The organism is Candidatus Berkelbacteria bacterium, assembly GCA_016187225.1.
GTDB lineage: Bacteria > Patescibacteriota > UBA1384 > JACPKC01 > JACPKC01 > JACPKC01.
On the sequence record JACPKC010000007.1, the window covers coordinates 37,738 to 60,966 of the forward strand.

General features: G+C 48.8%; 20 protein-coding genes. 8 read left to right on the plus strand and 12 right to left on the minus strand.

Annotated features, from left to right (window positions below; translation table 11 throughout):
- Window positions 1-6: 6 nt before the first annotated feature.
- The 5 genes from HYW32_02310 to HYW32_02330 all read right to left on the minus strand — a co-directional run bounded on the left by HYW32_02310 (window position 7) and on the right by HYW32_02330 (window position 7,225).
- On the minus strand, window positions 7-600 hold the full coding sequence (locus HYW32_02310; protein ID MBI2589830.1) for a uracil-DNA glycosylase: 594 nt from the start codon (window positions 598-600) through the stop codon (window positions 7-9).
- Window positions 601-848: 248 nt separating this feature from the next.
- On the minus strand, window positions 849-2,876 hold the full coding sequence (locus HYW32_02315) for a hypothetical protein (protein MBI2589831.1): 2,028 nt from the start codon (window positions 2,874-2,876) through the stop codon (window positions 849-851).
- Window positions 2,877-3,151: 275 nt separating this feature from the next.
- On the minus strand, window positions 3,152-5,284 hold the full coding sequence (locus tag HYW32_02320) for a polyribonucleotide nucleotidyltransferase (GenBank protein ID MBI2589832.1): 2,133 nt from the start codon (window positions 5,282-5,284) through the stop codon (window positions 3,152-3,154).
- Between the two features lie 99 nt (window positions 5,285-5,383).
- Entirely contained in the window at window positions 5,384-5,722 is a 339-nt protein-coding gene (rpsO, locus tag HYW32_02325) for a 30S ribosomal protein S15 (GenBank protein ID MBI2589833.1), read from the minus strand.
- Window positions 5,723-5,836: 114 nt separating this feature from the next.
- Window positions 5,837-7,225 carry a DHH family phosphoesterase gene (locus HYW32_02330; protein ID MBI2589834.1) on the minus strand — a complete coding sequence of 463 codons (1,389 nt, stop codon included), beginning with the start codon at window positions 7,223-7,225 and terminating at the stop codon, window positions 5,837-5,839.
- 20 nt (window positions 7,226-7,245) lie between these two features.
- Between HYW32_02330 and HYW32_02335 the strand changes: the two genes are divergently transcribed.
- Both HYW32_02335 and lepB read left to right on the plus strand, forming a co-directional pair.
- The gene (locus HYW32_02335; protein ID MBI2589835.1) at window positions 7,246-7,524 is read left to right on the plus strand and encodes a 30S ribosomal protein S20; all 279 of its coding nucleotides are present in this window, start codon (window positions 7,246-7,248) and stop codon (window positions 7,522-7,524) included.
- 16 nt (window positions 7,525-7,540) lie between these two features.
- A complete protein-coding gene (lepB, locus tag HYW32_02340) occupies window positions 7,541-8,167 on the plus strand; it encodes a signal peptidase I (GenBank protein ID MBI2589836.1) in 627 nt (208 codons plus the stop codon).
- 15 nt (window positions 8,168-8,182) lie between these two features.
- Here the strand turns inward: lepB and HYW32_02345 are convergent, their stop codons facing one another.
- Both HYW32_02345 and holA read right to left on the minus strand, forming a co-directional pair.
- The gene (locus tag HYW32_02345; protein MBI2589837.1) at window positions 8,183-9,676 is read right to left on the minus strand and encodes a DUF2207 domain-containing protein; all 1,494 of its coding nucleotides are present in this window, start codon (window positions 9,674-9,676) and stop codon (window positions 8,183-8,185) included.
- A 31-nt stretch (window positions 9,677-9,707) separates the two neighbouring features.
- A complete protein-coding gene (gene holA, locus HYW32_02350) occupies window positions 9,708-10,676 on the minus strand; it encodes a DNA polymerase III subunit delta (protein ID MBI2589838.1) in 969 nt (322 codons plus the stop codon).
- 124 nt (window positions 10,677-10,800) lie between these two features.
- On the opposite strand from holA, the gene HYW32_02355 reads away from it, so the two are divergent.
- Together HYW32_02355 and HYW32_02360 are read left to right on the plus strand one after the other, a co-directional pair.
- Complete coding sequence (locus HYW32_02355; GenBank protein MBI2589839.1) at window positions 10,801-11,079, plus strand: hypothetical protein; 279 nt, start codon at window positions 10,801-10,803, stop codon at window positions 11,077-11,079.
- On the plus strand, window positions 11,051-11,305 hold the full coding sequence (locus HYW32_02360) for a hypothetical protein (GenBank protein ID MBI2589840.1): 255 nt from the start codon (window positions 11,051-11,053) through the stop codon (window positions 11,303-11,305). The genes HYW32_02355 and HYW32_02360 overlap by 29 nt, the downstream gene beginning before the upstream one ends.
- Here the strand turns inward: HYW32_02360 and HYW32_02365 are convergent.
- The 5 genes from HYW32_02365 to tsaD are packed head-to-tail and all read right to left on the minus strand — an operon-like array spanning window position 11,302 to window position 17,356.
- Window positions 11,302-12,525, minus strand: coding sequence for a hypothetical protein (locus HYW32_02365; protein ID MBI2589841.1), 1,224 nt, complete (start codon window positions 12,523-12,525; stop codon window positions 11,302-11,304). The two genes, HYW32_02360 and HYW32_02365, sit on opposite strands and share 4 nt — an antisense overlap.
- A complete protein-coding gene (locus HYW32_02370; protein MBI2589842.1) occupies window positions 12,522-13,448 on the minus strand; it encodes a hypothetical protein in 927 nt (308 codons plus the stop codon). Before HYW32_02370 ends, HYW32_02365 begins: the two co-directional genes overlap by 4 nt.
- A complete protein-coding gene (locus tag HYW32_02375) occupies window positions 13,435-15,648 on the minus strand; it encodes a valine--tRNA ligase (GenBank protein MBI2589843.1) in 2,214 nt (737 codons plus the stop codon). Before HYW32_02375 ends, HYW32_02370 begins: the two co-directional genes overlap by 14 nt.
- A 40-nt stretch (window positions 15,649-15,688) precedes the next feature.
- Window positions 15,689-16,246 carry a hypothetical protein gene (locus HYW32_02380; protein MBI2589844.1) on the minus strand — a complete coding sequence of 186 codons (558 nt, stop codon included), beginning with the start codon at window positions 16,244-16,246 and terminating at the stop codon, window positions 15,689-15,691.
- A 21-nt stretch (window positions 16,247-16,267) separates the two neighbouring features.
- Window positions 16,268-17,356: a tRNA (adenosine(37)-N6)-threonylcarbamoyltransferase complex transferase subunit TsaD gene (gene tsaD, locus HYW32_02385; GenBank protein ID MBI2589845.1), complete on the minus strand. Its 1,089-nt coding sequence runs from the start codon at window positions 17,354-17,356 to the stop codon at window positions 16,268-16,270.
- A gap of 103 nt (window positions 17,357-17,459) precedes the next feature.
- Between tsaD and HYW32_02390 the strand changes: the two genes are divergently transcribed.
- The 4 genes from HYW32_02390 to HYW32_02405 are packed head-to-tail and all read left to right on the plus strand — an operon-like array spanning window position 17,460 to window position 23,229.
- Complete coding sequence (locus HYW32_02390; GenBank protein MBI2589846.1) at window positions 17,460-18,503, plus strand: peptidoglycan bridge formation glycyltransferase FemA/FemB family protein; 1,044 nt, start codon at window positions 17,460-17,462, stop codon at window positions 18,501-18,503.
- Between the two features lie 39 nt (window positions 18,504-18,542).
- The gene (locus tag HYW32_02395) at window positions 18,543-19,889 is read left to right on the plus strand and encodes a hypothetical protein (protein MBI2589847.1); all 1,347 of its coding nucleotides are present in this window, start codon (window positions 18,543-18,545) and stop codon (window positions 19,887-19,889) included.
- A complete protein-coding gene (locus tag HYW32_02400) occupies window positions 19,886-22,132 on the plus strand; it encodes a hypothetical protein (GenBank protein MBI2589848.1) in 2,247 nt (748 codons plus the stop codon). The genes HYW32_02395 and HYW32_02400 overlap by 4 nt, the downstream gene beginning before the upstream one ends.
- Complete coding sequence (locus tag HYW32_02405; GenBank protein ID MBI2589849.1) at window positions 22,129-23,229, plus strand: hypothetical protein; 1,101 nt, start codon at window positions 22,129-22,131, stop codon at window positions 23,227-23,229. Before HYW32_02400 ends, HYW32_02405 begins: the two co-directional genes overlap by 4 nt.

The window sequence follows — 23,229 nt, forward strand, 5'->3', positions numbered from 1 at the left end:
TCATCTTTATAAACTGGCCTGCGTGACAGCCAAAACTTTATAAATGACTTGAAAATCCTGTCGAATTTGTTCTTTTAATTCCTCTTTGTGTAAACCGGCGGCGGGATGAAAAAGCGCGACATACCATTGATGAGGCGCGTCAGTTGCCGGATTTGGACGATCAAAAGCTTGACCATGAACGATTGAAATTGGCCCGACGTCGGGTAAAAACTTACTTTTTGAGTGGCGACCCAAGGTAACAATGACCTTCGGCTGAAGAAGCTGAATTTGAGCGGCAAGATACGGCCAACACGCATCGAGTTCTTCTGGCAAGGGATCCCGATTGCCTGGTGGCCGAGCGTGTACCATGTTGGTAATAAAGACATCTTTTCGTTCTAAATTAACCGAAGCAAGCATCTCTTCCAAAAATTCGCCAGCGGCGCCGACAAATGGTCGTCCAAGTTGATCCTCGTGAAAACCTGGCGCCTCACCGATAAACATAACCTTTGCTCGCGCATTCCCTTCTCCCGGGACAACTCTAGTTTGGTCTGTGCATAAGCCGCACGATCGACACTGGCGCATCGCGGCCGCTACATCTTCGAGCGACTGATAAGCAATCATTTAGAGAACTCTTCAAGAAGAAGGTAAGTTTAGCACCGATGACTGTAATTGTCAAATTTCTGTGGGTTCGTCATAGAAATTTTCCCGTTTTTTTAGATTGAAGTAATTAGAAGTCTTTTTACTTCATTTTGATAGAAATAATTCACCTTTATCATTAAAAATCATTGCTCCTACCGAAACCCCAATATAATTGAGCCCCTTTTTCATTGCTTCATTCCACAAAACCAATATTCCTTTCTCACAAGCGGCTAGTCTCCTGGGTGAAAAGTAGGATCGTTGTAGCGTTCTCGACCTCGAATGACATCTCGTCGATATCGATCTCCGATAGGAGTTACAGCAGAATGCAATTCTTGATCCAAAGCCATTAATTCGTGCGTCAGATTTCCCGACCATAAAATGCCGGGATCGAGGTTCGTCGTGGCTCGGTAGTGACGTGTTAGCTCGACAACTTGTTGAGTAATGCGCTGTGTCAATAATTGAGCGGCAGTTCGATTATCCTGATTGGCAAGTTGGTCAAGAAACGAATCAACCTCATTTTTGTCGTAGTGGTTAGGCGCCGCAGTTAATTCGTGAAATCGAATCAGCGCCTGGACCAGGGAATCACTTGGAAAATTCGCTTGTCGTTCATATGACATGTTCTGGAGCTGTTTGAAACCCTTATGGTCTAGCCAGCAGAGGAGCTGAACCAATGTAGGCGACATTCCAGTTGTGCCACTTTTATTCGCATAGGTCAATTTCGTATTCACATCCTCAATCAGATGGGCCAGCGCGCCATTGTTTGTTTTTGCATCACTGATGAGCCGATCGAACGCTTTGTCGCCAAATACTGGTGGTTCGTAGGGAGTCGGTTCGGTATTCTGCACGAGTCGTCGGAGCACATCGATGGCGGGTATTTTAGTAGTGGACGCAGAATCATCGCTATTCCATTCATGAACATCTTGATCGACGAGAAGGTCATAGCTTGCTCGGTCAAGAAGTAAATCCTTCTTTTTATTATCGTATTCGGAACTATTCCCGCTAAAGTAGGAGGTTTTTGGAACGATCTCCTCTATCTTAGAACTGTCTCCACTCTCGTAGTAGTAAACCATGGCGGCCAGCATATCGTGGACGTATGGACGTTGATCATGGATGAAATCTCGTAGAATACCGAAAAGCGGCATAATACTTAGAGCATCCAGTCGATTTTGCTCAAAGCGACTTTTGTCCAGCGTCGGAATCGTTCGAGCAATGACCATGCGCTCATTCACATGGAGCGGATCGGCTTTTGTGACTTGCGTCTGCACTAAAAAGTCTCCAATCCCAAAATCGCCGCGACGCATACCCCATTGATTCCTCGCTTCCTGCAATAACGCAACATCTGGATGTCTCGCAATCATTTTGGGAAACAATTGCTCGCGGAATCCCTGAATAATCTCGGCGGTCATCGGGTGGTTCCTTGTATACATCCGAATTACGTCAAGCATGGATTTGCATAACTCTTCTTCGGTAGTGAGAGAAACGGCCTCGGCGGCAAGTTCTGTTACTGACTGTAATAGCGAGGCGTCGCCAATGCACCAAACTGTCTCGAGGAGATGTGGAGCGAAGTTCGTGAATGATTTACTTGCAAGTACCTCGGGTGGTTGCTCGTTAAGCTGTTCTTGCCATACAATCCCAGCTACCAGGAATTCAGAGAATCGTTGCGGAGAATATTGGGTTGAAATTTTGCTCGGAAGATTCAGTAAACCCAATGCCTGATTCAGGCGTTCTCTTCGAGTCTCCAAGTCTAAAGTCGCCGATAAGAAACGCTCGGCATACTGATCAACGAATTTGAGAATTGAGTGTTTTGTCTCCGGATTCTTTAATAGTCGGGTAGCGGCTTCGACGTCGAAAGAATTTGCAGGCGCATCACGCCAAGTTTCCTTTTTCCAATCATAACGAGGCGAACGAAGTTTCGACGTAACAGTCATCACGTCGATAAAATCTCCCTCGCTCATCCCAGTAGCTGCTTCTGCAATTTTCCGACGCTCATTCTCATCTGTCCCAACATTAGGAAACCGATCCTTCATGAGCTGTTCAAACGGAGAGAATAGTCGTGTTTCAATCTTTGGGATCTCGGTTTGAGCCTCGCCCCATGTGCTGAATTCGGAAAAATTAATAGCCTTTTCAGGGTGAGTTTGAACATAATCGAGCCCTACCCAGTCATCATCTTCATCCAAACGATCATTTTTAATCGTTTTAGGAGTATGTGAATCTTTTGCTTTATCTGAAAAATTAAATTCCTCATTTATCTGCATCATCTCACCTATTATAAGCATAAGCACGGGGAAGTTTATGTTACGTAGGATTCAAATTATTGCAATAATTTTAGCCGCTCCTTTGAGACTGCTAGAGGAAATCGGATTGTTGCGGTCAATCCAACACTAAATGTCGGCATTCTACAAAGACTTTCTCACTTTCATCATTACGAGGAACCAAGGGCGACGAAGCAATCTAGTAGAATAGGATCACCACGCTTCGCTCGCAATGACATCAAATTTTACTCGAGACCATTAAAAATCCTCTTTCAATGGTCTTATTCTGCTTGTTTGATCGACAAACCGATTCGGCCACGTTCGGAGTCAAGTTCGAGCACTTTGACACGAACCTTATCGCCAACCTTCAATCGACTTGAGACGTCGGGAATCCGCTCGTTAGCCACTTCTGAAATATGTACCATCCCGACTTTGCCGGGCAAAATTTCAACCAGAGCTCCAATCTCCTGACCGCTCATTCTGTTTTTTTGAATCGAGGTGACTGTGCCAGTGTATGTTTTACCAACTTCGGCCTCAACGACTTGCGCCTCAATGAGCTCAACAGCCTTGCGGCCAAATTCGGCGTTCGTCGAGGTTACCATGACCGTGCCATCTTCTTCAATATCAATTTGAGTAATAACTTTGCCGCCCGAAAGCTCGATAATTTTGTTGATATTTTTGCCGCCCGGACCAATGAGATCGCCAATTTTATCTTGAGGAATCTTAACTGTCAAAATACGCGGCGCATATTCGGAAAGTTCAGAGCGCGGAGCGGGTAGGACCGAAAGCATGTGTTCGAGCACTTTGAGACGAGCGGTTTGGGCGCGCGCGAGCGCTTCTTGAATAATCAGCAAGGTTAAACCCTTAACTTTCATATCAAGTTGAATGGCGGTGACGCCGTTCTTTGTGCCGGTTACCTTGAAATCCATATCGCCGCCAAAATCTTCGATACCTTGAATATCAGTCAGAAGCTGATAGCGCACAGAGGAATCTTCATTGAAACCTTCTTCGGTCACAAGACCGATCGCGATGCCTGCCACCGGCTCTTTAATCGGCACGCCGGCATCCATGAGCGCCAGAATCGTTCCGCAGGTGGCCGCCATCGACGATGAACCATTTGACGAGAGCACTTCCGAAACAACGCGAATTGTATAAGGGAAACCTTCTCGATCAGGAATAATCGGCTCAACAGCGCGTTCAGCGAGCGCGCCATGACCAATTTCCCGTCGGCCAGCGCCGCGCATCGGCCGCACCTCGCCAACCGAATAGGGAGGGAAATTATAGTGGTGCATAAAACGCTTTTCGCCCTCAAGCTCCATCGTATCGATGAGCTGTTCGGCCCCTGGCCCAGCCAGCGTTGCAATCGAAAGCACTTGGGTGTCACCGCGAGTAAAAAGCGCCGAACCATGTGTGCGCGGCAAAAAATGCGGCTCCGAAGAAAGCGGCCTGATTTCGTCGAGCTGGCGGCCATCTGGGCGCACGCCGTCTGCCAAAATCACTTGGCGAAATTCTTTTTCAAGAAGTTGTGTGAAGGCGCCTTTAATATCCATCTGTTTGTAATTGCCCTCAAAAGTTGAGAGCGCTTCAGTTTCGTATTCCTTCACCATCTGTTCTCGTTTCGCTCGATCAAGTTCGCGCACCGCTTGCGCCAAACGTTCGCCAAGATGACTCTTAAGCTCAACATGGATGTCAGTGCCTTCAAGCGTGACGTCAACACTCGCTGACTCTTCCTTGTGATAATCTTTTTTGATTTGAGCTTGAAGCGCAAAAAGCGGTTGCATTGCCTGGTGCGCGGCCGCAATCGCTTCCAGAATGCGTGTTTCAGGCACTTGGTCGGCGCCCGCTTCAAGCATCATAATCCGCTCTTCCTTGGCGCCCACAACTAAATCGAGCGGGCTTTGAGCCTGTTCCGGCATCGTCGGATTAAAAATGAACTGCCCTTCTTTTTCACCCACTCGAAAACCAACGATCGGACCCTGGAACGGTGCGCTACTCATCATGAGAGCGGTCGAGGCGCCGAACATGGCCAACATATCCGGATCCTGTTCGCCATCCATTGCAAGCACGGTCGCAATCACCTGCACATCGTTGCGATAACCCTTGGGAAAGAGCGGTCGAATTGTCCGATCGATCAAACGAGCATTCAAAACAGCGTTGTCGGTTGGTCGACCCTCGCGTTTAATAAAACGTGAGCCGCTGATCTTGCCAGCGGCGTACAGGCGTTCTTCGTAGTCAACGATCAAGGGGAAAAAGTCAACGCCTTCTCGGGGTTCATCGGCAACCACGACTGTCACCAAGACCGCGGTTCCGCCCAAACGCACCACCACGGCGGAATCAGCTCGTTCGGCAACGTGACTCGCGGTTAAAGAAATTTCTTTATCGCCAAAATCAGCGGTATATTCTTTGCGTTCCATAATATTTAGTCAGTGATCAATAATTAGTTGTCTGCCGCAATCAGTGAAAGTTATTTTCGCAATGATCAATAATTAGTTGTCTGCCGCAATCAGTGAAAGTTATTTTCGCAATTTTAGATCTACGATCATTTTTTTATAACCTGCTTCGTTAGTGCGCCCCAAATAGTTCAAGAGTCGGCGACGCTTGCCAAGCATAATTAAAAGACCGCGCCGCGAATCATTATCTTTCAGATGTTTTTTGAGGTGCTTAGTAAGTTCGGTAATTTGCTGACTCACTCGAGCAATCTGAACTTCGGTTGAACCAGTATCATTTTCATGGCTCTGATATTTGGCGATGAGCTGATCGCTGGCGCTCACTCGAGGCGTAATTGCTTTGGCAGTTTTTGAGGTTTTAGCAAGCGCTTTTGAAGTCTTTTTAGTGGTTGTGAGCGCGGTCATTTTCTTCTCGATCTTTTGAATTGCCATAATCTTTACTCCACATGTTTAAGTTTACGAGTGTAACATGTTTCGATCACTTACACAATCAGCCTTATTGAAAGTATCCCTTCTTCTTTATTCGCCCACAAGGCTTGCTTGACGCGCTTTGAGGCTGGCGAGATCGGGAATTCTAGACTCGACCGCAACATCTTTAGGCAGGCTCGCCGCGCTCGAACCAGAGCGTTGAAAAGCTCGAATTTTCTCAATCACCTCTTCTTCATTATCAACGAGCGAACCGTTCTGAACCCGGAAAGCCGCCGCCATCTCATGTCCGCCGCCGCCAAAAAGCTCCGCAATTTTTGACACTGAAACTTCTTTATTGACACCGCGCAAACTCCCATTGAGGGCAAGCTGTTTTTCTGACAAGAGCAAGGCAAAATCGATATTCGGCACGGTTTTGAGAAGCTCGTCGATCACGCCCGCGGTTTCCGATTCAGTTGCTCCAAAGGCGCTAAAATCCGAGGCGCTGGCTGTTGACCAGATAAAGCGATGCTCGCGATCCTCGCGAATGTTGGCAAGAATTTTACCCCAGAGTTTCAAAGTTGAGAGCGGTTTGGTTTTGTAGATGTGCTGAACGATCTCTTGCTGGCGGGCGCCCGCCGCCACCAATTGAGCCGCGACTGTAAAGGATTTGGGTGTTGTGTTGGTGTTCTGAAAAGAGCCGGTGTCAGTTGTAATGCCAGTTAAGAGCAAGGTCGCGATATCGGCATCGAGCAAGGAGCCACTCTTAGCGCTCGCGCTTTCTTTAAGCATTGAGGTCAACGCCTCCAAGAGTGAAACTAAAATTTCAGCGGTGCTGGTGGCGGCAAGATCAACCCAATTTACTTTTCCGAAATAATCATTGCCCGGATGGTGATCGATATTAATGATTGGTGTTTCATAAAACAAATTCGCATGATTTTGGTAAACTGGCCCGAGTCGCTCAACATCGTTGGTGTCGAGCACGATAATTAGATCAGCCGTTGAGCTCCCGCCACTGAATGAGAAAAGTTCAGGCGTAATCTGGCCGCGCGAAGGCTTGATAACAATATTGAGTTTTTTGGCCTCGGGGTAATTTTTATAGCCGAGTTTATCGACGTCAACGGTGGTTGTATTGAGCGTAATTGTAAACTCATTGCCGCCATCGCTCACCTGATTGGTGATCTCCAAAACATTGGGCAAAAAGTTCATAATTGACGGCGCTTTGTCAGAGCAAATCGGTTGAACTGTTTTGCCGAGTTTGCGCAGAGCAAGTGTGAGGGCAAGCATCGAGCCAATTCCATCGCCATCCGGATTCTGGTGCGTAAAAATGACAATTTTGTTCGCGCGGCGGATCAAGTCGATGGCAAGTTGTTTCGGAGTTGGTTCCATAAAAATGAATAATCGCCCCTCCGCTCCAACTGATATAAGCCGCTCATCGTAGAGAACTTGTCCGAAACTGTCAACGGCGACTAACATGCCAGCTCTTGCTAAAAATGCAATCATAAGATAAGGTTTTGAGCATTATGCCGAATACAGCATCAGCTAAAAAAGCCTTGGGTCAAGATCGACGGCGGGCGATTCAAAATCTAACGGCCCGCACGCAACTTAAACGCGCCCTCAAAAGCGTAAACTCCGAAAGTCTATCGCAAACAGTTTCATTCCTCGATAAAGCAGTCAAACGCAACTTGATTCACAAAAACCGAGTGGCGCGAATCAAAGCGCGACTTTCAAAAACACTTGGCATTGCTAAGAGCAAACGCGCCGGCGCCGCTAGTAAAAAACGCCTGCGCGCAAAAGCTTGATTGCTATAATGAACGCGTGCACTCTCCAAACGCGTTTCCCAATCTAAATTCTCAAGCACCAGTCGCTCTGCCGGAAACAAATTTAGGCGAGCGTATTTTAGGTTCGGAAAAACTTTACAAGCGTCTAAGTTATGGCTTTGAGCTTTTGCGAGGGGTTTTAATTCTCGTCATCCTCACAACACTCGTGCATCTCTTTGTGGCTACGGTTTTTCGCATCAGCGGCGAGAGCATGTTACCCAATTTCCAAGATGGGCAATTCATTTTAATCGATCGAATCAGCTATAATCTGCATCCGCCAACCCGAGGCGACGTGATTGTTTTGCGCTTTCCTGGCGACGCGAACCGGCGCAAATTCATCAAGCGGATTGTCGGGATGCCCGGCGAGAAGATTGAGATCAAACAGGGCAAAGTTTTCGCCAACGATGTGCCGCTGGTGGAATATTATCTGCCCGCCGATTTCATGAGCTACCCCGATTTAGTCAAAGTTTTGCGCTCGGATGAGGTCTTTGTCATGGGCGACAATCGCCCAAATTCAAACGATTCTCGCTTCTTTGGCCCGCTCCCGATGGATCGAATCATCGGCAAATCACAGGCAATTCTTTCCGGCAAGGCCTTCGGCTGGATTGCCCAACCGGCGTTTTAGAGAATCCTACATTTGCTACACAGCGTAGGGTTCGCGGGCCTTGGCAAGATCGGTTGCCACCGAACCGATAATCGGAAAAAGATTGTTGGCAAAATCCTCTATTAAATGAATGTCGCCGGTACTGGCATACCAATCAGGTGGATTAAATTTGAACTGCGCAAAGCGTTCAGTCCACTCGACTTCGACACCCAGAATCACGGCGTAGGGCAAGTATTCTTCATAGAGGTTTGGATTTTTAGCAATCTCGATCGGCTGCGAGCCCACCAAAAAATTGCGAAACTTAATCCATTCTTGATATTCTTTATCGCCCTGCTTAGTGCGCCGTGGCAGAAAAGGTGTCACCTGTTGCATCACGATCCCAACAAAGAAGAGACCCGCCCAGCCAAGTAAGTAGAAGTACGGTTCAGGTCCGAAGAAAAGACTTGTGAGAAACCCAATGAGAGCGATACTCACTACTAGTAAAGCAAGCATCCGATAACGGCGATACATTGCTTCAGGGTTGCGCACAAACCAACCCAGCTCAACCGCTTCGTCGTACATAGCAAGGTAGGTTTCGGCAACTTTTTGCGAAAAGATATGCCGGCCGAGACGCATCTGAATGTCTTCGTTTGTGCTCGATCGCACGTCGGCTAGAAAAATTTTGTCGAGCAAGGTGCGTTCGAATGGTTTCAGATCGGTTGGGGAAGAAAGAAGTGGCGCGCCTACGTGATCGATCGAGCGGCGTTTGCCAAAGGAAAAACCATCCTTGCGATGAATAACCTGAATGTAACCACGCTGGGCTAAATCCAGGAGAGTGGCGGCAAGGGAGCGTGGCGAAACCTTGCCCTGGACTAAAATGCCAACGATCGAAGGCGAAACTTTGGCTGGCAAATCGTTGCGTTCCTCGACAATTTTAGGACCGCGCCAACCTCTAACGGCTTTGCGAAGCATTGCTGAAAACAAAATCAGCGCCAAAATTGGCAAGCCGAGCGCCAAACTCAGCCAAACGCTTGGATCAAGCGTTCGCAAACTATCAACGCTCTGCCGCCAAAAATTCGGCTTCACAACCCCTTTAGGCAAAACGAGATCGAGGCGATATTGAGATTTTGGCGTAAGATTTTGCGCTTTATAGATGACGCGATTGTCGTTCACAATCGGATCGCTCAAACTGACGCCTTCGGTTGCAAAATGGCGAGCAATCACGAGTTCCGCCGACACTGGCCTGGGTAAAGTAATAGTTGTTGTCAACTCGTCGATAAAACTTTGATCGGCCTCGTAAGCCTGATAATTAAAAATATCCCGCTCTCGATTAAAGACGATTAAACCAGGTAATTTTTCGCCATTCACAGTCGTCGTGCCGCCATCTTCAAGACGAATGTCTAGGCTGGCAACTGAAGTGCTTACCAAAGCAATTCGGCGAGTGGCCGCTTCGCTCGTCTGCGAACGCACATACCCCACACCCGCGCCAGCTAAGACGCCGATCAGCAAGAAAAAAACTAAGTGCCGACTATAGAGCCCAATCGAAACCATTCTCCTCCTAGTAAACGTGTTCCTCGATAATTTATGCTTGGCAAAACCGCTGAACTACAAAAAGTTCCAGACCGGTATCTGCATCCATCATACCACGCTTAACTTTGAGATCGAGATTTGAGAGCGCTTGAAAAAATTGCGCTACGGTTTTCGAAGTGAGTTTTTTGGCGGACGCAAGATGCTTGCTAATCACGAATGGTTTCAAATTTGTGTGAGCCGCGATCGCCGTCGATGATGTCAAGCCTCGATCGAGCGCATCGCGAATCAAGGCGAGGGTGCGGATCGAGCTTGCGAGCAGGGCAATGAGGTATTGTGAATTCTCCCCCTGCTCTAGGAGGAGACTAAGTTGCTTGAAGGTTGATGCTTGATTGCCAGAAACAAGAGCGTCGGTAAGCTGAAAAACATTGATCATCGGAGCTGATCGCACCAAGAGTTCGACGTGATCAGGGGTAATCTCGCGCTCTTCCACTGGTTCGTCGGCGAGATAAGTGGCGAGCTTCTCAAGTTCGGTCGCCAAGCGCCAACTATTGCCACCGAGTCGAATAATCAGTTCCTGCCGGGCTACCGGGCCGATCTTGACCGTGCGCAAAGTCAGAAACTCCTCGATCCAACGCTCAAGCAATAAACCCGCCAGCGGAGCAAATTCTTGAGACTTCGCCTGCTTGACTAGCGTTTTAAAAATTTGAGTCCGTCGATCTGGCAAGCCCGATTCATAGACAAGAGCGACCGTGCTTTCGGGAATCTTTGGCATGAGATCAAGAAATTTTTCCTGAAGCGGTTTAGCGCCTTTGGAAAGTAGATTTTCAATAATCACCAGGCGCGTTTTAGCCAGAAATGGGAAAGCCAGTAAAGAATTTGCCAAGACATCGGGCTCAAGTTCGGCCGCGAGATGATGACTTAAGTTCGTATCGCCCAAACTCGCGTCAATATACCTCGTCTTGAGTTCGTGAAGTTTCTGGAAACTCCGATACCCATCCTCACCATAGAAGAAAATAATCATAATAGAACTTTCTCACTTTTCTCTTTAGATGTCATTGCGAGGAGGATACTGTCTTCGAGGATAAGTTTCGGGAATTTGCCACCCCCGCTTGCGTCAAAGATAAAGTTACAGTTATCATTATGTTATGAAGCTTAAGCAACCAATTACAATCCATCTTTCAGGGCGGCAGGTTAAAGAGATCAATCGCAGTTATAGGCGTCTTGGTTATCGCTCCCGTTCCTCATATCTGCGCGACATTTTAGATTTAACCGAAGCGACTCAAATCCACCAAAAACGTCCTTTGAACGAGATCAAGACAGAACTGGCCGCCACTTACCCCAATAACCCTAAATTAGTTAATGAGATTGTTAGCGGTTTAAGCAAATCTTCACTCTATGCCAAGCGTCGCGCACCTGCGTCCTGATCTTGTAAAGACACTGCGGCGTTATCAGCTCGAGAAAAAATTTGCCAAACAGCTAGCGCTCTTTATTAACAATCCTCGTCACCCATCACTTAATACCGAATTACTTGAACCGAAAAAGCGGGGGCTTTATTCATTACGAATCGATCGAAAATTTCGGGCAATCTATATTTTTCTTAGCCGCGATTTAGCGGAAATTATCAGCATCACGCATCACTATAATGATTAATCTCCTCGAATGTTTTCCATCTCTGCCCAATTCTTGCCGCATTTAGCCTCGGTCACGATTGGCACGGCTAAATCAATCACCCCTTCCATAATCTTTTGGATCCGACTAATTACCGACGACTGGACGTTAATTGATTGCGGCGCCTCGAAAACAAGTTCGTCATGCACCTGAAGAAGCAGGGCCGCATCTTTTTCTTCAATCTTTTGATTGATCTCGATCATTGCCAGAGCCATAATTTCAGCTTCAGCGCCCTGAATCGGATGGTTGATCGCAACGCGTTCGGCAAATGAACGCAAGGTTGAATTTGAGCTGTTGATTTCTGCCAGATAGCGACGACGACCGAGGAGAGTTTCGGCATAGCCGCGCTCCCTCGCCTCGGCCTGCGCAATTTCAACCCATTCGCCAAGTTTAGGGTAAGTCGCAAAATACTGGTCGATAAACGCCTGGGCTTCCTCGTGACTGATATGCAACGCCTCTGAAAGCCCGTAGGCGCCTTGGCCAAAAAGCACCCCAAAGTTAATTGCCTTGGCGACCCTTCGATCAACACTCATCTTGGCGGCGGTGGCAGTATGAATATCTTCGCCCTTGAGAAAGGCTTGCTTCAAGTTTTCATCACCTGAAAGATGGGCGGCAATGCGCAGTTCAATTTGAGAATAATCGATTGAAAATAGTTTTTTGCCTCGAGGCGCGCTAAAAGCGGCCCGAATCTTACGGCCGTCTTCGCTCCGAACGGGAATGTTCTGTAAGTTCGGGTTCCGGCTCGAAAGACGCCCGGCGGCGGTGTCAATTGAGTAGTGCGTATGCAAACGCCCTTCGGCATCGACGAGTTTTGGAAGCGGTTCTATATACGTAGAGAGAAGTTTTTTCTTTTCGCGATATTCTAGCACAAGCGGAACGATTGGATGCAGGTTGAAAAGTTTATTCAGTTGAGCGGCGGCTGTCGAGCGACCGGTTTTGGTTTTACGAATATGAATCTCGTCGCCAGAATCAAGATGCAGTTCGGCATAGAGAATGCCCGCGAGTTGGCGTGGCGAATCAAGCGTAAACTCGTGGCCAGCCTCACGATAGATTTTTGCTCTCAACACATCCAGCTCGACCGCGTAACTTCTGGCGAGTTTGTCCAGATAGCGAGTGTCAAGCAAGATGCCGCGAGTCTCCATCGAACGGAGAATCGGCTCAAGCCGAGCCTCTAATTCTTTGATCGATAGTAGATTTCTCAAAACAATGTCTCCTGTTTGGTTGCGCTCTGGCTTTTGGGTAAACGAGTAATTAACGATCTAAAACCCAGTTCGGCAAACATTTTTTTCGCCCGGTCTTCAGCGTAATGTTTCACGCGACAAGCCGATAGATCAAGTTCAATCGGCACATCGATTCGAATTGTGGCAAGTTTTTTAGAGATAAAAGCGCTATCGGCAAACTTGCACAGCTTCTCGCGAAGTTTTGCCGACACTTGAGGTATTTCAACTGATTCAAGGTCGCACTGCAAAGACGCATAGAGTTTTTCGATCGAACCAAAAGCGTGAATAAGCTGTTTGGCAGTTTTTTCACCCACTCCGGGCACACCCGGGATATTGTCAGACGCATCGCCCCGAAGCGCTTTGTAGTCTACAACCGATTCAGGCCCAAAGCCATAATGTTCACGCACTTTCCCGGAATCAATAAGTTCGGCTACTCTGGCGCCACGACTCACGTTGAACACCTTGATCTTTCGACTAACAAGTTGATAGGCGTCGTGGTCGCCGGTGACGATGAGCGTCTCGACTTGTCGATTTTCTGCTTGCCGAGCAAGCGTGCCAATCACGTCATCGGCTTCATATCCAGGCACGCTGAAACCGGGCAGATCAAAGGCCGCCACGACCTCGCGCACGATTGGAAATTGAGTCTTAAGCGCCTCGGGCGCTTCGGGGCGATGCGCTTTATAGGCGGCAAAATCTTCGTGGCGAAAAGTTGGCCCGGGCTCATCAAAGGCAACTGCCAAGTAGAAGGGATTGAGAGTTTCGATCACATGCAGGAGGGTTGAGGCAAATCCATAGACGGCATTCAACGGTTGACCGCGGTGTGTGAGCGGCGGAATTGCATGAAAGCTCCGATGAACCAACGCGTGCGCGTCAATCAAAACAAGCTGACGCTTATCTTGGCTCATAAATCTCTGGCCAGGATGCAATCGCAAGCAAATCTGAATCACGCTGGTGCGCAGGCAATCTCTGCCAAATCGTTTCGGTGATAAAGGGCATAAACGGATGGAGAAGTTTAAGGGAAGTCGCGAGAACGGCGTAAAGAATTTGAGCGGTTGAGTTTCGAGTTGACTCATCATCAAGTTGTGCCTTGCTCGCCTCAAGATACACATCGGCAAACTCATGCCAAATGAAATGGTAGATTCGCTCGGCGGCTAAGTGGAGCTGGAAAGTTTCCATGTCTTGAGTGATTTGATCGACGGCTTGGTTGAGCGCCGCTAGGATGACCCGGTCGGCCTCGGTTTTGGGACGAATGGCATTCTTCTGGCGGCTACTGTTAACGGCTAGTTGTCCACCATCCGAACTCATCAAAACAAACCGAGCGATGTTCCAAACTTTGTTGGCGAAGTGTTTGTAGGCTTTTACTTTCTCGAGATCAAACTTGACGTCGCTACCTGGCGCCACACCGACGATTAGGCTCATTCGAAGCGCGTCTGTGCCGTACTCGTCAATCACTTCAAGCGGGTCAATGCCGTTGTCAAGTGATTTGCTAAATTTCCGCCCGTCCTTAGCGCGTACGACCCCATGGATGAGAACCGTCCGGAATGGAATCTCACCCAGGAGATAGCCGGACATCATAATCATTCTCGACACCCACAAAGTCAGAATTTCATAACCGGGGTTAATCACGCTCGTCGGGTGAAATGTTTTGATATCTTCAGCAGTAGCCGGCCACCCGAGTGTTGAAAATGTCCAAAGCGCTGAACTAAACCAGGTATCGAGTGTGTCCGGGTCCTGTTCCCAACCCTCGCCGTCAGGCACCTCGACTCCGACGTAGAGTTCGTCGCCTCGATACCAGACCGGGATACGGTGGCCATAGAGAATTTGACGGCTAACGCACCAATCGCGAAGGTTATCAACCCAGTGAGCATAGATCTTGCGAAAATGCTCCGGAACAATTTCGATCTCGCCGCTCTGAACAACAGTTTGCATAATCTCTTGTAAGGTTGCCTCACTCCCGCTTTTGAGACCCTGCAGTTTTGAGTTTGCAAGATGGAACGGCTTGTCAACATCGACGAACCACTGAAGTTTCGGCAAAGGTTCAATTACCCCGCCGGTTCTTTCAGATTTGGCAAGGCTATGAAGAATCGATGTTTCTTTCTCAATTAGGCCTTCGGCTCGAAGTTTGGCCACTATAAGCTCTCGCGCCTCGATAATTTTCCGACCATTAAATTCAGGCGAGACGTTCTCGATTTTGGCGGACTCGTTAATCACAGCCTTGAGTGACAAATGATGACGCTCGGCCATCTCCCAGTCGATCATCGAGTGAGCCGGGGTAACGCCGACGGCGCCAGTGCCAAATTCAGGATCGACGGCTTGATCGGCAATAATCTTGATCTCAAGAGGCAAACCCACAAATCGCACTTTGTGGGTTTGCCCGACATATTCTTTGTACCGCGCATCGTCAGGATGGACGGCAACGGCAACGTCGCCCAACTTTGTTTCCGGCCGAGTTGTGGCAATGGGAATCGGAAACTCTTTTGCATACCGAAAAATGTAAAAAGTGGTCGAGACTTCTTCATAGACAATCTCGTCGTCGGAAAGAGTCGTTTGCCCCTTCGGATCCCAATTAACAACGCGGTTGCCGCGATAGATCAGTCCATCGTCATACATCCGCTTGAAAGCAGTCCGAACGGCCCGCTCTCGCTCCTCATCAAGCGTAAAAGCCAAACGCGACCAATCGACCGAATCGCCCAGTCGCTTCATCTGTCCGAGAATTTGGCTCTGATTTTCAAGCGCGAATGCCTGAACTCGCTCAAAAAACTCTTCCCGAGAAAAATCATGCCGCGTTTTCTTTTCTTTTTTATAGAGGTCTTTCTCGTATCGAGCCGTGGTGGCGATCGCGGCGTGATCGGTGCCAGGCGCCCAAAGAGTGCGATCGCCGCGCAAGCGATGATAACGAACTAACGCATCTTGAAGGCTATGTTCAAAAGCATGACCAATATGGAGCGTGCCAGTCACGTTCGGCGGTGGCAGAGCAATTGAAAACGTCTTGCCCGTTCGGGATGCTTGCGGCGCAAAAACGCCCCACTCTTCCCAGAGTTTATAGATCTCGCGTTCGTGATTCTCCGCAGTGTAACGCGGAGGCAGGTGTTCTGTATCGTTCATTGCCATTCCAATATACGCTTCGCATTAACAGGAGTAAATACTACTCAAACGCTTTCACTTTCCGCGCCGCTTCAGCGGCCAGCTCGGTCTTGCCAAGATTCTTATAGCCAACCTCCAAGAGTTCATAGGTATAGCCATGAATCGGATCGGCTTTTTGAGCAATTTCAAGATACCTCACCGCCTCGCGGGTGTGATCGAGCGCCAAAGTATTATCTAAATTCCAAAGCTGATCCGCCCGTTTTAATTCGGCAAAACCGGCATAAACAGCCGCGTCTCGATAGTTTGGATCCTTCAAACTCATTGCCCGCAAATAAATCGAACCCAGCCGATATTCTTCTTTAGAAACTAGTTCGACTCCGCGCTTGACCAGGAGAATCGGGTCGATATTCTGGCGCGAGAGCGTTTCGAGAAGCGCGGTTTCGGCGCGAAAACCTACCGCCTCATTTTGAGCCGACTCCGCGCTGACGCTCGCCGCCTGGCTAGTGCCCCAAATAAGCAAAGAACCAGCAACAATCAGAGCGCTCCCATAAAGAAGAACGCGCCTCTGCCACGGGGCAAATTGAGAATCAAATTCCCTCATCTTCAGTATAGTAATCATTCATGCGGAATGAGTGAAGAGCTAGGTCAAGCGCATCGAGGCGTCGGCGACTAAAGGCTTCGACAAATAACGGCGCGGCGTTTCAAAGTAACGCACCAAGCCGGCGGCGCCGATCATCGCGGCATTGTCGGTTGTATATTCCAGTTCGGGCAAAAAAAGCGGCGTCGAAAGTTTTACGAGTCCATCACCCAAACGTCGACGGAGTTCGTAATTGGCGGCAACACCGCCCACAAGCGCGACGCTGGTCGGTCGATGTTCTTGAGCCGCGCGACACGTTTTGGCAATCAGCACATCAAGAATTGCGTCTTCAATCGCGGCCGCGGCGGCATCGGTGTCGCGCGGCAAAACGATATCGCCACGATTGAGCGCGTAACGAACCGCTGTTTTTAAGCCTGAAAAACTAAAGTTGAAATCTTTACTCGCGAGCATTGGCCGCGGCAAAACGATTTTCAAGTTCGCGCCATTCTCGCGAGCGCGCGCGGCGGCTTGGGCAATTTCCGGCCCGCCTGGATACCTCAACTCGAGCAAGCGCGCCGTTTTATCGAAAGCCTCGCCAGCGGCATCGTCAACGGTTTTGCCAAGAATCTCGTAATCGAAATGTTCGCGCATGAGAACGAGACTTGTGTGGCCGCCCGAAACTGTGAGAATCAACAGGGGAAAACGCGGCAAGGTCTGCGCGGGTTGCAGAAAAGTTGAATAGATATGCCCTTCCCAGTGATTGACCGGAATCGTTGGCTTGCCCATGATGGCGGCCAACTGACTGCCGGTGGTTGCACCGATCAAAAGCGGACCGATCAAGCCTGGCCCGACCGTGACCGCAATGGCGTCAAGCGTTTTGAGAGCGCGATAAATTTGAGAGCCGGCTTGAGTTGGCCTCTTAATCAAACCTGCCTCTTTGAGAGCGAGGGCGATGACTGGAATGATGCGGCGAGTATGTTCGCGCGCCGCGAGATCGGGAAAGACGCCGCCATATTCGGCATGAAGCGCCGCCTGACTGGCCACGACATTCGACAAAACAGTAAAAGGCGCGTCGAGATTCCCCTCGATAATTGAAGCGGCTGTCTCATCGCAACTCGTTTCGATCGCCAGAATTCTGGGTAGCGACTGCATATTTTGGAGTATGCTCCAACTCCCCACTTATTCAACCTCATTGCAGACCTCGACTCACCCTTGACGATTTACTCTTCGCGCATTACCCACTACTCTTATATATATGCGCGAACCAAGCTTTCTCCAATCGAGTGAGTGGGAAGAATTTCAGCGCCGCCTCGGTGTCGCGACGCAACGCATCGGGGGGGCGCTGATTGTAGAACGCGCAACGCCTCTCGGGCGTTATTGGTATCTCGCGCGCGCCCGCCTGACCGCCGAACTCTTAACAGAAATCCATGCCCAAGCTAAAAAAAACGGCGGCCTTTTTATTCGCATCGACCCGCAGGAAAAATTATCAATCAGTAATTATCAAATCTCGACGACTCTCCCGACCCAACCCCAAGATACTCTCGTCCTCGACCTTACGCCAAGCGTCAACGAGCTCTTCAAAAATTTTCACGAAAAAACTCGTTACAATATTCGCTTGGCCGAACGCAAAGGAATCACTGTCACCCGGGCTTCCACATCAAACTCGAAGGAGCTCTCTGCTTTTTTAGCGCTCTCAAATAAAACGAGTCAACGCCAGAACTTTCACTATCATTCAACTCATTACTATCAGATCTTGCTCCGCGTTCTCGGATCAAACGAAACGCCTCTCAACGCGTGTCTGTCGGCTGGCAAGGCGAGGTTGACGGTTAACGCCTGGACTGCCTGGCGCTACGATCAGCCGGTTGCCGCCATCCTTACTCTTGCCGACGCTCAAACTAAACAGAGCTATTATCTTCACGGCGCCTCTGATCACACCGCGCGCACCCTGATGGCGCCCCACTTGCTTCAGTGGGTTGCAATCCAGAAAGCCAAAGAACTCGGTTGCGCCACTTACGATTTTTGGGGCATCGCGCCTCCGAAAAGCGTTGCCGTCATTGCGAAGAATCGAGAGCGACGAATTTCATGTCATTGCGAAGAATCGAGAGCGACGCAACAATCTGATTCATGCGCATTTGACCCAGCTCACCCGTGGGCGGGAATCACCCGCTTCAAACTCGGCTTTGGCGGCGAAGTTGTACACTACCCAGATTCAGTCGACCTCGTGCTTTCGCCCGCGCCCTATACACTTTATAAGCTTCTGCGTCCCATCGGCCGAGCGTTAAGATACATGCTATACTAAAAGGACTTTTTCACTAATTTTAATCTCTACCGGAGGGGTATGTTTAGGTTATTGATTGATCTGCGCTCAATTTGGAGAAACTTGTCCAAAAGCTTTGTCAGAACTATCCAGGCTTTTGGGTTATTTTTGCTTATGTCCGGCATTTTCTTAAGCCAAATAGCTTTACCGACCCAATTAGTTCAGGCCGAAACTGCTATCAGCGCCGGCAGTATCGAAGAGGCTCAACGCCTTGCGACACCTCAAGGGTCTGTAGAATTTTCGAAAACGGTCGATGAAAACAAAAAAACGGTTAAAATTACAGTTAATTTTCGAAAACCCCAAGCGGGCGACGACATTTCAAAAACGCTTGATGTGACATATAACAATATCGTTGTTGCCGCTTATCATTTTTCAAGTTACAAACTCCTCCTGCAGGAAAAAAGTGGTAATAATCCTCAATTTCTGCGAGAAGGCGGGCTGGGCGAAGGTCAAATAAATGATCAGACAGCAAATGAAAGAAGTATCTCCAGTATTCATGATCTTAAATTGCCTTCATCTGGTTCGGAGACATATCGCTATAAGGTGAGCGCTACCTATGTGACTACGTCCAAGATAACTCAAGCTGCGCTTAATCAGATTACTGACCCATTCATCAGAACCGCCATCAACACGCTTCTGGGTAAAATTCCAGAAAAAATTTTCGGGGAATCGAGTGTTTCTGAAGTCACGCTCTATTCAGATGGAACAACGAGCTTGAATGACGCAGAAGGCGACACAAAACCAGTTTTGACTGGCACTGCCAGCTTCGAAAATAACAAAAATCGATACGCCGTCACGCTTAATTGGACAGTCGACAAACAACCAGATGACTCACCTCCCTACACTCTTTATCGACGCGTTAAAGAATCGACAGACACTGATTTCAGGAATTGGGCGTCAGTTTCTTCCCCAAGCGAAACCACCGAAACAGATACCGTTAAAGTCAATCCCGACACTTCTAAAACTGTCGAGTATTCAGTCATGGCTAACTATACAGATTCAAGTATTCAATCGAGTCAAAAAACCAGTAATAGCGTCTCTTTTGAACTTAGCGCCGATAAAGACGGCAAACCGGTCGATAAGAACGGCAAGTCGATAAAAGGACGGATTCCTGGGGCCAAGGGCGAAACGCCAGACATTACCAAACTCGGCAACCAAGCAAATACCACTGGCGAAAAATCGAGCGGTGTCGGTGGCGACTGCGATAAGGTGATTGAAAAGATTCAATTTGAAGGTATCAGCGGGCAATTTGCGGAATTTCTTGCTAAACCAATGGCGCAGTTTGCATGTTTACTTGCCGATCAAGTTTATCAAATGATGCTTAAAATGCCTCTCAAGATTGACGCCTGGATACGCACCACAACATGAAAAAATTGATCCTCCTCATTTTGGCAATCACCGTCCTGACTATTTTAGAACCAAGTCCTGTCTATGCGCTTAATAGTCTTCAAGATCTTATCCGAAAAGAAGATGGCGGCTTGCGTCAGCTCTGGGAATTTTCTCGGTCTTTGATCAATTATCTGATGGTGGCGTTCTTAATGATGGTTGCCTTCGCCAACACGCTCCGCATCAACATCGATACCTATGGCGTTAAAAAGGTTCTGCCTAATCTGATTATCGCCTTTTTGCTGGCTAATTTTAGTTTGTTTTTAGCTCAAATCGTGCTCGATCTCGCTGATTCCTTAACTTGTTCGTCATATATGATCGCTAGCAAAGAAGCTTGTGGCACGCAAAGCATGAGCCCAGCCGCTTCAGTGATGGTTGATTTTGCCAGAGGAATGGGCGGGGGCTCAAAAACAGCGGCTGGGATCATTCTTGGCGTTGGTGGGGTAGGAGGACTCGCGGCAGGCGGTCTGGCCGGGGCCTTAATTAGTTTGATTCCGGGAGTGAATTTTGCCGCCGGCGCCGCCGCTTTGATAGGCGTGGCTCTCGCTTGCGTAATCATATTCTTACTCGCCCTCGTTCCAACTATTTTGATGCTAGTTCTCTGGGCAATGTTTATTATCCGTTTTTACTTTCTTCAATTTTTAATTGCCGCCGCGCCCGCCGCCTTTATCCTAATGGCTTTCCCATTCGGAAAAAATATTTTTAATAAGTGGCTTAATCAATTTCTAACCTGGGCATTTATGAAGCCGATCGCGTTTCTCCTGATGGCGCTCGGGAGTATTATCATCCAGAATCCGCTCGGCGATGCAATGGGCTGGGTGGTGAGTTTTTTTGTGGCGGGCGGAGCGATCATCGCCGCAGTGACCGTGCCCTGGAAACTTGGATCAGCGGTCAATAGCATGATAAGCGGTTTATTGCGTCGGGCTGGCGCCTTTGGCTGGAATAGTACTCGTTTAGGCTTAGCCGGCGTAGGAAGTAAGCTAAAAGATCGCAAAGATTGGGCGGGTAGGCTTGGTCGAGGTATGAGTGCGACCGCGGGTGTAATGTCGGCTCCAATAGCAATCAAAGAGGTGCTTGACAAAAATCGCCACGATGCCGAACTCGAAGCCCGAGCCGAAGGCGCGAGCATGATTGGCAACAAAACTTTGCGGCGGCAAGTTGATGACACGCGCATTGCCGAAAAAGCTAAAGAAATTGAAGATAAATCTGCGCCCGAGCTGGGCGAAATGCTTGGCGAAGCCGCTAAAAGACACGATAAACATCTGGTCCAAGCAATTCTGCAAAAACTCTACAAAGATGGCAATGCAGAATTTACTCTCTATGACATGGTTCAGAATAAGATGCTCGATGAAGAAGGCGCCCTGACCGATCTTGCCAAAGAGATTGGTTTGAGCACAGAAGAAATTACGGATCTTAAAAAGAAGGGCCCAACCGGCAAAGGTTTGAGCAAGCTCACGATGAGCATGCTTGGCGCTCAATTTGAGGATGTTGAGGTAACAGAATATAAGTTGGACAAGGATGGCAAGTCAACACAAGAAGAAGTTACAAAGACAAAGATTAAGGACAGCGGTGATTTTGTGGCTCGAATGCGTGAACGCCTTGAAGGGATTGCGCTTGGCCAAAACCGCACGCATGAATTTGGAACGATTGAACGTGATCCCAAAAAACCCGGCGATCAATTTCTTAGAAGCGATGCCGAGATTGCTAAAATAGGCGCAACTATCGGCAAAGATGACCCTCAAGTCATGCTCGCTAAGGCCGAGGGCGACGCGTGGTTGAAACATCGCGGCGAGGAAAAAGGTCTGCAGGATACTGTCCTCCAGCGGATCGAGGACGGCAGTATCAACCTTGGCACTTTTGAGCATATCGATCGATTATCTGGCAAGGTGCGCGGTTTGATTAATAGTGATCCCAAAGTAGCGGCCGGGGTTCAGAGAGATTTGACTAAAAAATCACAAGAGATGTTGGCGAAATACAATTCTGCTATGAAGACTGGAGACTTTGGAAAAGCAAAACAACATTATCTGGCTTATGCGACCGCGGAAGTCGCCAAATTAGGCCTGAAATCAGACTACTCGCGCGAAGAAGTGAACGTGGCCCGAAAAAAATTTATCGAGAGATCAGATAAAAGATTTGGTTCTTTACTTAAAGAGACGCCTCAATCTCAAGAACCTCCTATACCACTCGGGGGACCCGCAGATCCCAATAATATGCCTAACCCATGACGACCGAACCTCAACCCCAAATCACTATCGCGAATTATCAAAAAACGCTTACCCAAGCAGTCGGGCAACTTCGCGAGTTTTTGATTCCGCTCAAACGCGGGGAAATAACCTCGATTCCGCTTGATCCTCTCATCGAGCGAGTCACTAAATTTCACAAACGTTTCCAGGCGCGGCTGACAGCCGACACAGCTCTGGGCTTGCCAAAAACAGAGATCGCCGAGCATCTCGTGCAAGAAACGGTCTCGCAAATTCATAATTTAACCGCGGTTCTGGATGAGATCCAGGCGACTCAACCCAAAACAACATCCGCAATCGACCTCCCGCGCGCGGCGCTTCGTTACAACCAACGCGCGGCCGTGTTAACTCAACTCTTAACTTCGAATCTCCAGTTGCAAAATACAACCGTTCTCAAAGAAGAACATGCCCGAATCGCCGAAGTCAATGCGGTCAGCGCCGAACATGAAACCTGGGTGCCACTGCAAGCCTTGAGCCAAAAAGGGAGCGAAGACCTTTTGCGTATTATTACTCGCGCGATCCCGGTTGATCCTTTGATCGACGAGGACATCAGCTCGCTTTTGGGAGTGTTTCTGCGAGGCGCGCATACGGAAACAGCTATCCAACGCCTCGAGACCGGGCAACAATCACTCCGAGGTGATTCTGTCGCGCTTCGCGCCCTGGCGGACTCGCAACAATTTCGCGATGTTGTGGCCGCCACTTTCGTGCCTTTGTTTTCACGCCTTTTGAAGCAAGAAAAAATCGAAGCCTATGAGGATGAGTTTCGAAACGTCTACTTTACGGTGGTTAAGGAAGTTCAGAAGTATTACCAGTATAAGAAGCAAGCACAACCGCCGGCGCCAACTCTGCAAGTGCAGGCCGATGACCAGCCCAAGCCGACACCAGCGCCAATACCAAGTCAGACAAAGCTCGTGCCCCCGCAGTCTGCACCGCCGGCGCCGCCGAGTCTTCCAAAAACGCCTCAATCTCCACCATTCTCAATCGAACCCACGACCGCCGAGGTGGTTGGAATCAAGGTCAACCGCAAGGGCCAAGGCAATACGCCAGGCAAACGACCGATCACACCCATCCCAACAGAATAA

Excerpts from the sequence above, each read along its gene's own strand:
- HYW32_02310 (MBI2589830.1), bottom strand. The coding sequence starts at position 600 with ATGATTGCTTATCAGTCGCTCGAAGATGTAGCGGCCGCGATGCGCCAG.
- HYW32_02315 (MBI2589831.1), bottom strand. The coding sequence starts at position 2,876 with ATGATGCAGATAAATGAGGAATTTAATTTTTCAGATAAAGCAAAAGAT.
- HYW32_02320 (MBI2589832.1), bottom strand. The coding sequence starts at position 5,284 with ATGGAACGCAAAGAATATACCGCTGATTTTGGCGATAAAGAAATTTCT.
- rpsO (MBI2589833.1), bottom strand. The coding sequence starts at position 5,722 with ATGACCGCGCTCACAACCACTAAAAAGACTTCAAAAGCGCTTGCTAAA.
- HYW32_02330 (MBI2589834.1), bottom strand. The coding sequence starts at position 7,225 with ATGATTGCATTTTTAGCAAGAGCTGGCATGTTAGTCGCCGTTGACAGT.
- HYW32_02335 (MBI2589835.1), top strand. The coding sequence starts at position 7,246 with ATGCCGAATACAGCATCAGCTAAAAAAGCCTTGGGTCAAGATCGACGG.
- HYW32_02345 (MBI2589837.1), bottom strand. The coding sequence starts at position 9,676 with ATGGTTTCGATTGGGCTCTATAGTCGGCACTTAGTTTTTTTCTTGCTG.
- holA (MBI2589838.1), bottom strand. The coding sequence starts at position 10,676 with ATGATTATTTTCTTCTATGGTGAGGATGGGTATCGGAGTTTCCAGAAA.
- HYW32_02355 (MBI2589839.1), top strand. The coding sequence starts at position 10,801 with ATGAAGCTTAAGCAACCAATTACAATCCATCTTTCAGGGCGGCAGGTT.
- HYW32_02360 (MBI2589840.1), top strand. The coding sequence starts at position 11,051 with ATGCCAAGCGTCGCGCACCTGCGTCCTGATCTTGTAAAGACACTGCGG.
- HYW32_02370 (MBI2589842.1), bottom strand. The coding sequence starts at position 13,448 with ATGAGCCAAGATAAGCGTCAGCTTGTTTTGATTGACGCGCACGCGTTG.
- HYW32_02375 (MBI2589843.1), bottom strand. The coding sequence starts at position 15,648 with ATGAACGATACAGAACACCTGCCTCCGCGTTACACTGCGGAGAATCAC.
- HYW32_02380 (MBI2589844.1), bottom strand. The coding sequence starts at position 16,246 with ATGATTACTATACTGAAGATGAGGGAATTTGATTCTCAATTTGCCCCG.
- tsaD (MBI2589845.1), bottom strand. The coding sequence starts at position 17,356 with ATGCAGTCGCTACCCAGAATTCTGGCGATCGAAACGAGTTGCGATGAG.
- HYW32_02390 (MBI2589846.1), top strand. The coding sequence starts at position 17,460 with ATGCGCGAACCAAGCTTTCTCCAATCGAGTGAGTGGGAAGAATTTCAG.
- HYW32_02395 (MBI2589847.1), top strand. The coding sequence starts at position 18,543 with ATGTTTAGGTTATTGATTGATCTGCGCTCAATTTGGAGAAACTTGTCC.
- HYW32_02400 (MBI2589848.1), top strand. The coding sequence starts at position 19,886 with ATGAAAAAATTGATCCTCCTCATTTTGGCAATCACCGTCCTGACTATT.
- HYW32_02405 (MBI2589849.1), top strand. The coding sequence starts at position 22,129 with ATGACGACCGAACCTCAACCCCAAATCACTATCGCGAATTATCAAAAA.